Genomic DNA, 14,490 nt, shown 5'->3' with positions numbered 1-14,490 from the left:
CCTTGCGTCGGAATCCACCTACAGATCCCGGTCAACATTCATAAGCCAGCAGCGTTATTCTGGTAGGCCCATCATGGATCACTGCCAAAGCGCCGCGACCACCGTGATGCAGACAGAACAAAACCGTGCTCGGCAAGGAGCGCCATTTGATGCAGTCCGCACTTTCCAATCCTCCCGTCCAACACGACAGGCCAACGTGCGCCCCATGCTGCCGCAAGATGCCGCTGAGCGTCCTTGGAATTGCCGTTGCCATCGCCGGTGGGCTGATCCTCACTGCCTGCAATGACAATGGCCAACGCCCACAGGCCAACGCACCCGCCTCCGCTCCGGTCATCGCGCCGGTGCAACCGGCCGCAAGCACCGCGCAAGTGCTCACCGAGGCCACGCCCGTTGCCTACCAGCTGCCCGCCGCCAGCGTGCTCTACCAGATGGTCGCACCCATCGCCCTCTATCCGGACAAACTGGTCGCTCAGGTGCTCGCCAGTGCGACCTACCCCGATCAGGTCTCGGCCGCCGAGGTCTGGATCGCCCAGAACCCGCAGTTGATCAAAAACGATACACGCAACAACGCCGCCAGCGAGAAGCCGTGGGACCCGTCTATCAAAGCGCTGACCGAATTCCCCAATGTGCTCGAGCAACTGGCCTCGAACCTGCCCTGGACCACCGCACTGGGCAAGGCCTACTACAACCACCCAACCGACGTACTCAACGCCATCCAGGTGATGCGCGAGCGCGCCAACAAGGCGGGCACACTCAAGAGCTCGAACCAGCTCAAGGTGACCGCAGCCCCGCAGCCAACGCCCGTTGCCAACTACACGCCGTCGGCCGACATGGAGGTCAACGACTACCCCGAGCCGGTGATTCCGCAGCCCGGCGAGTACATCGAGATATCCGAGAACCAGCCCGACATGGTTTTCGTTCCACGCTACGACCCCGCGCTGATGTATGGCGAGCCCATGCCGGTCTACACCGGCTATCGCTATGCCGTGCCCGCTCCGGTGGTCGCCGGACTCATCGGCTTCGGATCGGGCGTCGTGCTTGTGCAGACGGTGGAGCACCGGCCTTGGGGCTGGCACCGTTGGAACATGCACTGGGGCCAGCGCGACACCAGCGCACGCGGCTGGCACCCGGGCGAGCCGCCGCCACCGCCCGCTGCACGCCCGGCGGTGATCTTCAACAACACGACCTACGTCTCGCGCTCGCCCAGCGTGGTGGACCCGAACCGCCGCGCACAAGACCGACCAAGGTTCACCCCACCGCCACCCCCACCGGAAGCTCAGCTCCCGTCGGCTGCCCCCGAAAACATGCACGACAACCGCAACGCTGCACTGGCCGCCGGTGCCGCTGCAGCAGCTGCCGGAGCCGCTGCGATGGCCATGAATCAAGACCGCCCACCGATGCCGCCCAGCGCTGCGATCCCGCCCACCCCCATGCGTCATGACATGCAGGGCGATGCACACATCGCCCACATGCATGAGCGCAACCTTCAGCAGCAACGGGCACAGGAACAACAGCAGCACCAACAGCAGGAAGCCCAACGCCGCGCCGAAGAACACGCTCGCCAGATGCAGTGGCAACAACACGCGCAGCAGCAACGCCAACAGGAAGAACAGGCACGGCATCAGCAGGAAATGCAGGCCCGCCGTCAAGCCGAAGATCAGATGCGCCAACAGCAGATGCAGGCCCAGCATCAACAGCAACAACAGCAGGAACTGATGCACCAACGCATGCAGGAGCAGGCCCGCCAGCAGCAACAGGCCGAGCAGCAGCGCATGGGCCACATCCAGCAACAGCAAATCCAGCAGCAACAGGAGCAACAACGTCAACAGCAGCTGCAAGCCGAACAACAACGCATGGCGCAAATTCAACAGCAGCGCCAACAACAGCAACAGCAGATCCAGCAGCAGGAGCAGATGCGCCAACAGCAACAACATCAACAACAGATGCAGGCCGAGCAGCAACGCATAGCACAGATGCAACAACAACAACAGCAGCAGGCCCAGCGCATGGAGGCGATGCAACGTCAGGCGCAGTCGCAAGCGCAGACACATGGCAACCGCAATAACGACAGGGAACGGGAGAGGGAGCGCGAAAGAGGTCGCTGAACCCTTTGTCCCGTTTTCCCACCATTGAAAACACCCGCAAGGCCACAGTTCACCAATCTGGCGTTCAAACCCGGCATACTGAGGCGGCCATTTCCCGCAGAGATCCCATTCACCGATGAACGAAGAATCCCCCCCCGACACCCTCCCTCGCCGCCAATGGATGCAGACGCTCGGAGGTGCTTGCCTGCTGTCCGTCCTGCCGCCCGCCTTCGCCGCCAGAACCCGCGCCCCTGAGCCCGATGCCGGAGCCCTGTCGCTGTGGCCCCACGACAGTCGCGTGCCCGGTGGCGTGGTGCGGCTCTCACTCGGCCCCTCGCCGCAGCGGCCCAAGGTGACGACCGGCGACTCGCAGGTGCTTGTGCTCGGCGACATGATCGAGTGGACCGCCGTCGTCGGCATCCCTCTCGCGGCTTCAGTGGGCGAGCAGCATGTCAATGTGCAGACGGACAAGGGAACGCGCGCAGTCGACTACCAGGTGCGGGCCAAGAAATACACCGAGCAACGCCTCAAGGTATCGCCCAAGACGGTGGATCTCTCACCAGAGGACAACGCCCGCTACGAACGCGAGCGCGACCACCAGCAGAAGATCATGGCCACGTTCAGCGACCCTTTCGCGCGCCCGGCCGATCTGCACATGCGGGTGCCGGTGCCGGGGCGTCGCTCCAGCTCGTTCGGCCTGCGCCGTATCTTCAACGGCCAGCCACGCAATCCCCACAGTGGCATGGACATCGCTGCGGCCACCGGCACGCCGGTGAGCGCGCCACTGCCGGGCCGGGTGATCGACGTGGGCGACTATTTCTTCAACGGCGGCACCGTGTGGCTGGACCACGGCGGCGGCCTGCTCACCATGTACTGCCACCTGAGCAAGGTGGACTGTAAGCTGGGCGACGAACTCAAGACCGGAGACGCCTTCTGCAAGGTGGGCGCAACCGGCCGCGTGACCGGCCCGCACCTGCACTGGGGCGTGATGCTCAACCGCACCATGGTCGATCCCGCGCTGTTCATCGACTGATCCGGCCTCAAGCAACATGGGACCCGGGAGTCCCATGGAACCATTCCACCCAAGCCGGGTCTGTCATGCGGTACGGACTGCCGCTGCATCGCAGCCCGCGAGTGGTGGCATCATGCAATCCAACCTTGGCTGACACAGCCGAGGGCGAATTGCCGTTATGGTCCTCTATATCCAATCGAACAGGGAGTATTCGTTCATGAACCCATCCACCCGCCTGAGCGCCCCCATAACCCGCCTCGCACGTCTGGGCGCCGTGGCCGCAGTCGCTGCCGTCGTTTCGGCCTGCACCATTCCCCAGAATAACTCCGTCGCAGCGCCTGCCGCCGCCACGCCCACACCGGCTGCGCCAGTCGCAATGGATCCCAAGCCCATGGAACCCAACTCCAACGCCGCACAACTGCTGCCCCAATATTTCTGGAGCCTCTCGCAGGTCATGGGTCCGGACGGCAAGATGCTCAACGACTGGCTGATCGCCGACAAGGCCGCTCCAACGCTGAGCTTTCAGAACAACCAGGTCAGCGTGCAGAACCTCTGCAATCTGGTGAACGCTGGCTACACCACCAGCCTCGACAAGCTGGAACTGCAGCGCCCCGTCTCCACCATGCGCGCCTGCGTGGACAACGCGCAGATGCTGCAGGAGCGCAAGGTCGTGCAGCATCTGCCGCTGGCGCAGAAGTTCCAGATCGTTCCCGCTGGCAACAACCAGCCGATCCGCCTATACCTGACATTCGCTGACGGCGTGCGCTGGGAGCTGATCGGCCAGCCTACACCCGCCACACGTTTCGGCTCGGCCGGCGAGCGCATCTTTCTCGAAGTGGCGCCAGAGAAAGTCAACTGCAACCACCCACTGATGCGCGACGCCAAGTGTTTGCGAGTACGCGATCTGAGCTATGACAACAAAGGCATCAAACGCGTGACTGGCGACTGGCGCATCATGCAAGGCAGCATCGAGGGATACAACTTCGAGCCGGGGATTCGCAATGTGGTGCGCGTGAATCGCTACTCGCTGGCCAAGAATGGCGTGCTTCCCGCCGATGCACCCACCCACGCCTACGTTCTGGACATGATCGTTGAATCCGAACGCATGCGTTGAGCTTCTTCTTTTTTGATCTTTGAAGGCCAGTTCCTGTTTTTTATGGGGCTGGCTTTTTTGTTTCTTACGCCGCCTGTGGTGGCGACTGGTTGGTCGTGCGGGGGCGCCGATACAAGGCTTGATCCTTCGTTGCGCCTCCTGGCCGTATAGGAGTACTGTCTTCGTCTGCGACGCCTCGTCTCGGCGTTGGGGTGATTGTTCCAGCACCCTGCTCGTTTCACAGCCCGCTGCTGAATACAAGTACGGGCTCCCTCATTCATAAGATCTTCTTATGAAATCTCGGGGAAGTTCTTGTTGGATGGCGCATGGCGTCTCTGTCATTATTGCCTTCATCGCTCGCCGCCTCGCATTTTTCTAATGAATCATGCGGTTGGCGGCGGAATCCGGTCAAAGCGAACTGAGCAACGGGAGACAACCCATGGATGCGAAGGTGGGCGGGATGAACAGCAGCAACGGCAGCAGTGTCAGGATCAACGGTGCCGAACGCAATCGCGAGCACATGCTGGCGCGCGTTGCCGAGGTGCGGGAGCTGGAGGAGCGCACCCGTGTGCGCTCGGCGCGTGCGGCGAAGGCGTTTCATGCACAGGGCAAGCTGCTGCCGCGCGAGCGGTTGGCGCATCTGCTCGATGCGGATCAGCCGTTCTTCGAGCTGATGTCGCTCGCGGGCTACTGCAGTCTGGAAGATCCCGATCCTGCCACCAGCGTTCCGGGCAGCGCGCTGATCGTCGGCATCGGCCACATCAGCGGCGTGCGCTGCATGATCGCGGTGAACGATTCGGGCATCAGCGCCGGGGCGATGCAATCACTCACCGGCCAGAAATTCATCCGCGCGCAGGAGATCGCGCTCGCGCAGAAGCTGCCGCTGGTGCAACTGGTGGAGAGCGCGGGCGGCAATCTGCGCAAGTACCGGGTCGAGCGCTTCATGGTCGGCGGCGGTATGTTCTACAACTTGGCGCGCCTGTCGGCTGCGGGGCTGCCGGTGGTGTCGCTGATCCACGGCTCGTCGGCGGCGGGCGGTGCCTATCTGCCGGGACTCTCCGACTATGTGGTGATGGTGCGCGAACAGGCCCACGCCTATCTCGCTGGGCCGTCGTTGCTCAAATCCGCAACCGGTGAGGAAGCCAGCGACGAGGAACTCGGCGGCGCGGACATGCATGCAGCCACCTCGGGCCTCGCGGACTATGTGGCCGACAACGATCTCGATGGCATCCAGCGCGTGCGCGGCATTCTGCAGCAGATCGCGTGGCGCAACGCCGCACCGGCATCGTTCGAGCCACCAGCGCACGAGGCTCATGAACTTCTGCAGATCATGCCCGTCGAGGGGCGCACGCCGGTGGACATGCGCGAGGTGATTGCGCGGCTGGTCGATGGCTCGGCATTCCACGCGTTCAAGGAACAGTTCGGCGCGGCCACGGTCTGCGGCTACGCGGCCATCGAGGGGCACGCGATCGGCATTCTCACCAACAACGGCCCGCTCGACAGCGACGGTGCCAACAAGGCCGCGCAGTTTATCCAGCTCTGCGTGCAGCTCGGTCGGCCGCTCGTGTTCCTGCAGAACATCACGGGTTTCATGGTCGGCACTGCACACGAACAGGCCGGCATCATCAAGCATGGAGCCAAGCTCATCCAGGCGCTCTCCAACGCCAGCGTGCCGCGCTTCACGGTGATGTGCGGAGCCTCCTACGGCGCAGGCAACTACGGCATGTGCGGCCGCGCATTCAAACCCGATCTACTGCTCTCCTGGCCCAATTCGAAGACCGCCGTCATGGGCGGCGAGCAGGCCGCAATGACCATGCGGCTCGTGGCCGAAGCATCCGCTCGTCGCAGCGGCAAGGCGCTCGACGAAGCGCAAGCCGACGAGGAAAGCGCCGCCATCGTGCGCACCTTCGAATCGCAATCCGGCGCCATCCACACCAGCAGCCTGCTGCTCGACGACGGCGTGATCGACCCCCGCGAAACCCGCGCCTGGCTGGCCATGGCGCTCGCCACCGCAGCCGATGCGCGCGAGCGGGAATTGCATCCGGTGCAGTTCGGCGTCGCGCGTTTCTGACGCGCCCGCACAGCCTTCTGAACATTTCCGATTCACCGGGCGGCCGCGACCCCGTCGATCCGCACCGAGCCCTTCATCCCACACAACGGAGACCCCATCATGATGACACCCGAACACATTGCCCTGCAGGACAGCGTGCGCAAGCTGATCGAGCGCGAGATCGAGCCACATGTCGATGAGTGGGAAGCCGCCGAAATCTTCCCCGCGCACGAGGTCTTCAAGAAACTCGGCTCGGCCGGTTTTCTTGGCGTGAACAAGCCGGTGGAGTTCGGCGGCATGGGCCTCGACTACACCTACGAAATCGCCTTCTGCGAGGCCGTGGGCGGCATCAGCTCGGGCGGCGTAGGCATGGCGATTGCGGTGCAAACCGACATGGCGACACCGGCGCTCACGCATTTCGGCTCGGACGCGCTGCGCGAGGAATTCCTCAAGCCCTCGATTGCGGGAGATCTGGTGGTCTGCCTCGGCGTGTCGGAATCGGGCGCGGGTTCGGACGTCGCCTCGCTCAAGACCACCGCACGCCGCGATGGCGACGACTACGTGATCAACGGCTCCAAGATGTGGATCACCAATGCCACGCAGGCCGACTGGATGTGCCTGCTCGCCAACACCAGCGAAGGCGACATTCACCGCAACAAGTCGCTGATCTGCGTGCCGCTGCGCGAGAACGGCAAGCTGCGCAAAGGCATCACGATGAACAAGATCAAGAAGGTCGGCATGTGGGCATCGGACACCGCACAGGTCTTCTTCGACGACGTGCGCGTGCCCGTGCGCAACTGCATCGGCGAGGAAGGCAAGGGCTTCACCTACCAGATGCGCCAGTTCCAGGAAGAGCGCCTGAGCGGCGCAACACGGCGCGTGACGGCCCTCAACAACGTGATCAACGACACCATCGAATACACCCGCGAACGCAAGGCCTTCGGTCGCTCCATCCTCGACAACCAGGCGGTGCATTTCCGCCTCGCCGAACTCAAGACTGACGTCGAGATGCTGCGCTCGACTGTCTACCGCGCCGCACAGGTCCACATGGCAGGCGGCGACATGACCGAACTCGCATCGATGTGCAAGCTCAAGGCCGGTCGCCTGTGCCGCGAGGTCACCGATTCCTGCCTGCAGTACTGGGGCGGCATGGGCTACACCTGGGAGAACAAGGTCTCGCGCGCCTGGCGCGATCTGCGGCTGATCTCGATCGGCGGCGGCGCCGACGAGATCATGCTGACCATCATCTGCAAGCACATGGGCACCCTGCCCAAGCGCGCGGCCTGAGTCCCATCGAAAGCACGAAGACAAACACAAGGAAAGGCCAGCCACCATGCGCTTTGACACCTTGCTGATCGCCAACCGCGGGGAGATCGCGCTGCGCGTGATCCGCACCGCGCGGCGCTTGGGGCTACGCACCGTTGCGGTCTACTCCGATGCCGATGCGCAAAGCCCGCATGTGCAGGCCGCCCATCTCGCGGTGCACATTGGTGCATCGGCTGCCGAGCAGAGCTACCGCAATGCGGCGGCCATCATCGATGCCTGCAGGCGTTCGGGCGCGCAAGCCATCCATCCGGGTTACGGTTTTCTGTCAGAGAACGCAGATTTCGCTCAGGCCGTGGTGGATGCGGGACTGGTGTTCGTCGGCCCCACTGCCAAGGTCATCTCGCTCATGGGCAACAAGGCGCAGGCCAAGCTCACCATGCAGGCGGCGGGCGTGCCCACGGTGCCCGGCGAACAGGGCTGCACCAGCGTCGCGCAGATTCTCGCAGCAGCCGAAAAGATCGGCTTTCCGGTGATTCTCAAGGCCGCTGCAGGCGGCGGCGGGCGCGGCATGCGCGTGGTGCACGACCCGGCCGAGCTGCCCGAGATGTTTCGCCAGGCACAGTCCGAAGCGGCGAGCGCCTTTGGCTCGGACGAGATCATCATCGAGCGCGCCATCGAGCAGGGCCGCCACATCGAGGTGCAGGTGCTCTGCGACGAGCACGGCACCTGCCTGCATCTCGGCGAGCGCGACTGCTCCACGCAGCGGCGCTTTCAGAAGCTCATCGAAGAGGCACCCTCGCCCGCCGTCAACGCCGGGCTGCGCGCGGCCATGGGCGAGGTAGCGCGCAACGCCTGCCGCGCGATTGGCTACACCGGCGTGGGCACGCTGGAGTTTCTGCTCGACGCCGACAAGGAGCATTTCTACTTCATGGAAATGAACACCCGCCTGCAGGTCGAGCACGGCGTGACCGAGCTGGTGACCGGCCTCGATCTGGTCGAGCAGCAACTGCGTGTAGCGCAAGGTGAGGCACTCCCTTTCGATCAAAACGATGTGGTGATGCGCGGCCACGCCATCGAGGTGCGCGTCTGCGCCGAAGACCCTTGGCAGGGCTATCTGCCACAGGTCGGGACCCTGGGCCTGTGGCAGGCACCCGAAGGCATACGCACTGACGCCGCGCTGCACAGCGGCTCGGTCATCACGCCGTTCTACGACTCCATGGTCGCCAAGCTGCTGGCCCATGCCGACACACGCGAGGCCTGCGCACGTCGACTGCATCTGGCCTGCGAGGAAACCACGGCGCTTGGCGTGCGCACCAATCTCGGGTTTCTGCAGCGCTGTCTCGCGCATCCACGCTTCATCGCAGGTGAGGTCACGACCGACTTTCTCGGCAAGCAGGATCTCCAAAGCACCGAATGGGCACACGCGCCGTCCGAGCATGCACAGGCGACTGCCGCCCTGCTGCTCGGCGGCGGCGTGGGATCGCTCAATGCCCCGGAGCTCGCCGGCGACCGCCGCGACGGCCGCAGCCTCTGGATGCGCGATGTGACTAGCCCCACGGCGACCACATTGCATGAATGCACGGTCGCGCGCGGCGATGCGCCGGACCAGCTCCGTCTGCATTGCCGCGAGGGCCACCCTCCCTCCAAACAAAAGAGAACGCCGCCCGATGCGCCCACGCACACTTGGCACATCAACAACCTGCAGAGCGAGACGAACGCGACCGACAAAAGCGGCACGCTGAGCTTCGCGCTCGACGGGCTCTGGCGCAGGCTGCGCTGGTGTCGCGACGGCGATGCGCGCCTCTGGATACAGGACCGCGCCGACAGCCATGTGTTCGAACGCGTGGTGGACTTCTCCGCCACTGACGATGCCGACGGCAAGGGTGGCGTGCTCAAGGCACCGATGAGCGCACGCGTGATTGCGGTGTTCGTCGAGGCTGGGCAGCAGGTGGCCAAGGACGATCCGCTGGTCGTACTCGAATCGATGAAGATGGAAATGCCCATGCTCGCGCCCTGCGCCGGTCGGGTGGAAAAGCTCAGCGTCGCCACCGGCATGCAGCTCAACGCGGGCCAGCTGATTCTTGAGGTCGCAGAACACGATGCAGCCAGCGAAAAGGAGTCCGCAGCATGAACCCAACATCGTCGGCATCTCGCACCGTTCTGATCGGCGGCGCATCGGGCTTCTGGGGCGACTCGCAGATCGCCGTGCCGCAGTTGCTTGAGCAACCCGGCCTGCAGTATCTCGTGTTCGACTATCTGGCCGAGACCACCATGTCCATCCTGCAGCGTGCCCGCCTGCGCGCGCCGGAGCTGGGGTATGCGGTGGACTTCGTCACCGCCGCCGTCGCGCCGAATCTCAAGACCATCTCGCAGCGCGGCGTGCGGCTGGTGAGCAATGCGGGCGGTCTCAACCCCGCAGGTTGTCGCGACGCGATTCTCAAGATCGCAGCCGAGCAAGGCATTGCGCTCAAGGTCGCTATCGTCACCGGCGACGATGTGCTTGAACAGCAAGCGCAATTCGAGCCATGGCCCGGCGAGGCCGCATCACCAGCCCTGCCCAAGCTGCTCTCCGCCAACGCCTACCTCGGCGCGGCACCCATCGCCCGCGCGCTGGCTGCGGGTGCGGACATCGTGATCACCGGCCGCTGCGTGGACTGCGCTCCGCTCGTGGGCATTGCGATGCACGAGTTCGGCTGGACCGAAACGCAGCACGACCAGCTCGCGCAGGCCTGCCTCGCGGGCCATCTGATTGAATGCGGTGCGCAGGGTTCGGGCGGCCTGTTCACCGACTGGGAACAGGTGCCCGACTGGGCCGATATCGGCTACCCGTTGGTGCAATTGCAAGCAGACGGCGCGTTCGAGCTGTTCCAGCCAAGCGGCCACGGCGGCCTCGTCACGCGGCAGACCGTGGGCGAGCAACTGCTCTACGAAATCGGCGACCCCGCGCACTACGAACTGCCCGACGTGGTCTGTGACTTCACCGACGTGCGCATCGACGACATGCCGGGCCAGGAGACCAGCGGCGGCCGGGTGCGCGTGAGCGGCGCGCGCGGCACCGCGCCCAGCAATCAATACAAGGTCACCGCCACCTATCTGCAGGGCTCGCACATCACGATCATGATGGCGATTCGCGGCCAACGCGCCATCGCCAAGGCGCGGCGCACGGCCGATGCACTGCTCGCCCGCACCCGCACCCAAATGCTGAACTCAGGCTTTGCGGACTACGGTGAAACACTCATAGAGCTGCTGGGCGCAGAGTCCATGTACGGCCCGCACCGGCGCGTAAGCGAGAGCCGCGAGATCGTGCTTCGCATCGCCGCACGGCATGATGACAAGCGCGCCCTCGCCTTTCTGCAGAAGGAGGCTTCGTCTGCCGGCACCTCCATGGGTCCGGGCACGCGCAGCCATTTCGGCGGGCGCTCGGATGTGCAAAGCGTGATTCGCACCACCTCGTTCCTCATTCCCAAGCAGGCGGTGGCGGTGCAATGGAACATCAGCGGCGATACCACTGTGCACAGCGTCACCGCGCATGCCGCACAGCCGACTTCATCAGCGCAGCGCAAGCAGATAGAAGATGCGAAGCCAACGACGACATCCGCATCGCCATCGCAGCGCATCACCGTCGGCGACATCGCCCATGGCCGCAGCGGCGACAAGGGCGACGACGCCAACATCGGCCTGATGGCGCGCGCGCCGCAGTGGCTCGCGCTGCTGCGCGAACAGGTGACGGCAGAGCGCGTGCAGGACTATTTCGCGCATCTGATCGTGGGACCGGTCACGCGCTACGACCTGCCCGGCATCGGCGCGGTGAACTTCGTGCTGCGCCAGGCACTCGGCGGCGGCGGCTCGTGCAGCCTGCGCTCCGACCCGCTTGGCAAGTGCTACGCGCAGATGCTGCTCGACATGGAAATCGACTGCCCCGAGACGCTGCTGCCCGACGCGAGCCACTGATTCTCAACGTGCATTTCTTCACCCAAAGGAGACTGGTCATGAAGCTGCCCCACAACGCCAGCCAGAGCCCCGACGAGGCCACCCGCTGGTCGCGCCGCGACTGGCTGCAATGCGCGGCCGGCACCGGCCTTGCGTCGCTGCTGTTGCCGCAATCATTCGCTGCCCTCACCAGCGACGCTGCGGCTCCGGTGAGCAAGCTCGACAAGACCGTGCGCATCACCGTGGCCTATGGCGCGGGCGGTGCGTCGGATGCCATCGCGCGTTACGTTGGCGATGCCATTGCCCAGCGCGGCGGCAAGGCCGTGGTGGTGGAAAACAAGCCCGGTGCGGACGGCAACATCGCCGCCGAGTTCGTGGCCCGCGCGCCCGCCGATGCCTACAACCTGCTGGTATCGGGCTCGTCCACGCATGCGGCCAACGCCACCATCTACAAGAAGCTCGGCTACCACCCGATGACGGATTTCACGCCGCTCGCCAACATGGCATCGACGCCCTACGCGATGATCGTGAACCCCAAGCGCATCACCCAGACCAGCGCGGCCGAGTTCCTCGCGTGGGCCAAGAAGGAGGACAAGCCGCTGTCGTTCGCGAGCGCCAACGTCGGCGGCCGCATCGCGGGCGAGCGCTTCAAGCAGCTCACGAAGATCAACGCGGTCAACGTGCCCTACAAGAGCAGCGCGCAGGCCATGACCGACCTGATCGGCGGGCAGTTCGACTTCTATTTCTGCGACATGGTCACCGCGCTTCCGCAGATCAAGGCGGGCAATGTGCGCGCGCTCGCGCTCTCCGGCTCGGAACGAGTGCCCAGCCTGTCCGATGTGCCCACGGTCGCCGAGCTTGGCTTTGCAGGCTTCGACGTGAGCTCGTGGATCGCCATCTGGAGCGCCAGGACAGCGACGCCGCCCGCCGTTTCGGCAGCGCTCTCGCAATGGATTGGCGAGGCGCTGTCGGCCCCCGCAGGCAAGGAGTTCCTGATGTCCAAGGGCCTCGTGCCGACACCGGTCGCGCCCGACTATCTGACCATGCTGCAGGAACGCGACACCCGGCTCTGGGGCAAGATCATCATCGACGCTGGCATGCAGCAACCGTGATACAGATCGCCCCTCCTTCACTCCGCTCAACGCGAGGCTATGAGCTGCAGCACCTTCCTGGCGCTGTCGCTCTGAGCATCGTCACGCCAGTAAAGGTGGAACTGCATCGCGGGCAGCGCGGGCAGGCGCACCTGCGAATCGAGCACGCGCACATCCGGCGCAAGCATCTCGAGCGTGCGCGCGGTGATGCCGAGACCCGCTCGCAGCGCTGCACGGATGCCCGCGAGCGTGGAGGTCTGGAACGCGCAATGCCATGGCATGTTGGCATCGGTCAGCGCCTGCACCATGCTGTTGCGGAACGGACAGCTGTTCTCCATGAGAATCAGCGGCACCGAGCTGCCTGCCTGATGGCGATAACGCAGCCCCGCAATCCACGCCAAGGGCGAAGAGCGCAGCAACAGATGCTCGAAGCCCGCATGCGGCACGATATCCAGCATCAGGTCGATGTCGCCCTTGCGCAGCGCTGTGCCCAGCCAGCGGCTCTGCGCCACCTTGATGTCGATACTCAGCGACGGGAAATTCTCGGCGCAGATTTCCAGATAGGTCGGCACCAGCGTATCCACCGCATCGGCGCAGGCACCGATCTTCACCGACTGGTGACTTTCCTGGCTGCTGATCACGCGGTAGGCCTCGTCGTTGAGCGTGACCATGCGCCGCGCGTATTCGAGCAGCCGCACGCCCTCGGTAGTCAGCCGCTTGTTGCGTCCCACGCGCTCGAACAGCGCGCAGCCCACCAACTCCTCGAGCTTCTGCATCTGCTGCGATACGGCCGCCTGCGTGCGGAACACCTTTTCCGCCGCATTGGTGAAGCTCTCGCGCTCGGCCACGGCCACGAAGGTGCGCAGTTGGCCTATATCCAGATTGCGAACGCTCATGTCGCTCCTCGCATCGCCGCGTGGTCGTCGGCAACGCATCCGCAACCACATCCGCATTCGCACCGGATTCGGTGCCGCAAAGGCTTGCGCAAGGTGTCTCCTTCTTTGATCGGTGATGCGCCCCGCAGACAGCGTGCGGGCGTGATTCATTGTAGTGCGCAGCTGCATTTTCATATCGACTCCATCGTCCGTTGAATCCGGAGAAATCACATGTCCACCAACCCATCGAACGACTGGAACAATCTGGTGCTCGTCACGCGGCAAGGCCCTGTCTGCACCATCCAACTCAATCGCGGCGAGTCGCGCAATCCGCTGGGCGGCGGCATGGTGCAGGCTCTTTCTTCCGCGCTGCATGAGGCCGCACAATCGCCCGAGGTGCGCGTGATCCTGTTCACCGCCGCAGGCCCGGCATTCAGCGCGGGCGGCAATCTCGGCAACATTCAGGACAGGCTTAGCGAGCCCGTCGGCACCGATGGCCGCGACCCGCTGGCCGCCGGCAACCGGCAGTACGGCGAGTTCCTTACCCAGCTCGTCAACACGCCCAAGATCACGGTGGCCAGCGTGCATGGTGCGGCCATGGGCGGCGGTGCGGGTCTGGCCTGTGCGGTCGACATCTGCATCGGATCGCCCGCATCCAAGTTTGGTTTTCCCGAAGTCGCCATCGGCCTCGTGCCGGGGCAAATCCTGCCCTTTGTCGCCGCACGGCTTGGCCTGCAGACCGCGCGTCGATTGATGCTCACTGGTCAGCGCATCGACGCGGCCGAGGCCCTTCGCGTCGGCCTCCTCGACTATCTCAGCGACACACCCGAAGCGCTTGCCGGCACAACGCAGGAGGTGCTGCGCCAGTTGCTCTGCGCAGCGCCCGAGGCCAGCATCGTCACCAAGCGCATGCTGGCCTGCGTTCCTACGACACCGCTCGCGGGCAACCCGGCGCTGCCTACTTATCTCGATGCCGCATCGCACTGGTTCGCCACGCAGATGCGCACTGAGGCCGTCGAAGGCGTGAGCGCATCGCGTGACAAGCGCGCGGCGCGCTGGGTTCCGCAGCAGGCGTGACACGGACAGAAA

Annotated in this window: 10 protein-coding genes; 9 read left to right on the top strand and 1 reads right to left on the bottom strand. The window is 64.6% G+C overall.

Translation table 11 applies throughout. From position 1 onward, the window contains the following. The first annotated feature begins 218 nt into the window (after positions 1-218). The 8 genes from G7047_RS04305 (at position 219) to G7047_RS04270 (ending at position 12,547) form a co-directional block, all read left to right on the top strand. Positions 219-2,105 carry a DUF3300 domain-containing protein gene (locus G7047_RS04305; RefSeq protein WP_166301209.1) on the top strand — a complete coding sequence of 629 codons (1,887 nt, stop codon included), beginning with the start codon at positions 219-221 and terminating at the stop codon, positions 2,103-2,105. Positions 2,106-2,220: 115 nt separating this feature from the next. Then, positions 2,221-3,117: a M23 family metallopeptidase gene (locus G7047_RS04300; RefSeq protein ID WP_166301206.1), complete on the top strand. Its 897-nt coding sequence runs from the start codon at positions 2,221-2,223 to the stop codon at positions 3,115-3,117. A 196-nt stretch (positions 3,118-3,313) separates the two neighbouring features. Beyond that, the gene (locus tag G7047_RS04295) at positions 3,314-4,210 is read left to right on the top strand and encodes an META and DUF4377 domain-containing protein (protein WP_166301203.1); all 897 of its coding nucleotides are present in this window, start codon (positions 3,314-3,316) and stop codon (positions 4,208-4,210) included. 439 nt (positions 4,211-4,649) lie between these two features. After that, positions 4,650-6,260 carry an acyl-CoA carboxylase subunit beta gene (locus G7047_RS04290; RefSeq protein WP_166311877.1) on the top strand — a complete coding sequence of 537 codons (1,611 nt, stop codon included), beginning with the start codon at positions 4,650-4,652 and terminating at the stop codon, positions 6,258-6,260. Between the two features lie 96 nt (positions 6,261-6,356). Further along, the gene (locus G7047_RS04285) at positions 6,357-7,526 is read left to right on the top strand and encodes an acyl-CoA dehydrogenase family protein (RefSeq protein ID WP_205904824.1); all 1,170 of its coding nucleotides are present in this window, start codon (positions 6,357-6,359) and stop codon (positions 7,524-7,526) included. A 46-nt stretch (positions 7,527-7,572) separates the two neighbouring features. After that, positions 7,573-9,636, top strand: a complete 2,064-nt coding sequence (locus tag G7047_RS04280) for a biotin carboxylase N-terminal domain-containing protein (protein WP_166301197.1) — start codon at positions 7,573-7,575, stop codon at positions 9,634-9,636. Further along, a complete protein-coding gene (locus G7047_RS04275) occupies positions 9,633-11,456 on the top strand; it encodes an acyclic terpene utilization AtuA family protein (protein WP_166301194.1) in 1,824 nt (607 codons plus the stop codon). The genes G7047_RS04280 and G7047_RS04275 overlap by 4 nt, the downstream gene beginning before the upstream one ends. Before the next feature lie 38 nt (positions 11,457-11,494). Next, positions 11,495-12,547, top strand: a complete 1,053-nt coding sequence (locus G7047_RS04270) for a tripartite tricarboxylate transporter substrate binding protein (RefSeq protein ID WP_166301191.1) — start codon at positions 11,495-11,497, stop codon at positions 12,545-12,547. A 26-nt stretch (positions 12,548-12,573) separates the two neighbouring features. Here the strand turns inward: G7047_RS04270 and G7047_RS04265 are convergent, their stop codons facing one another. Next, positions 12,574-13,422, bottom strand: a complete 849-nt coding sequence (locus G7047_RS04265; RefSeq protein WP_166301188.1) for a LysR family transcriptional regulator — start codon at positions 13,420-13,422, stop codon at positions 12,574-12,576. A 210-nt stretch (positions 13,423-13,632) separates the two neighbouring features. Here G7047_RS04265 and G7047_RS04260 point away from each other — a divergent pair, with 210 nt between their 5' ends. Next, the gene (locus G7047_RS04260) at positions 13,633-14,478 is read left to right on the top strand and encodes an enoyl-CoA hydratase/isomerase family protein (protein ID WP_166301185.1); all 846 of its coding nucleotides are present in this window, start codon (positions 13,633-13,635) and stop codon (positions 14,476-14,478) included. Positions 14,479-14,490 lie beyond the last annotated feature (12 nt).

The organism is Diaphorobacter sp. HDW4A (assembly GCF_011305995.1).
Lineage (GTDB): Bacteria > Pseudomonadota > Gammaproteobacteria > Burkholderiales > Burkholderiaceae_C > Diaphorobacter_A.
This window is presented reverse-complemented; position numbering and strand designations above follow the sequence as displayed.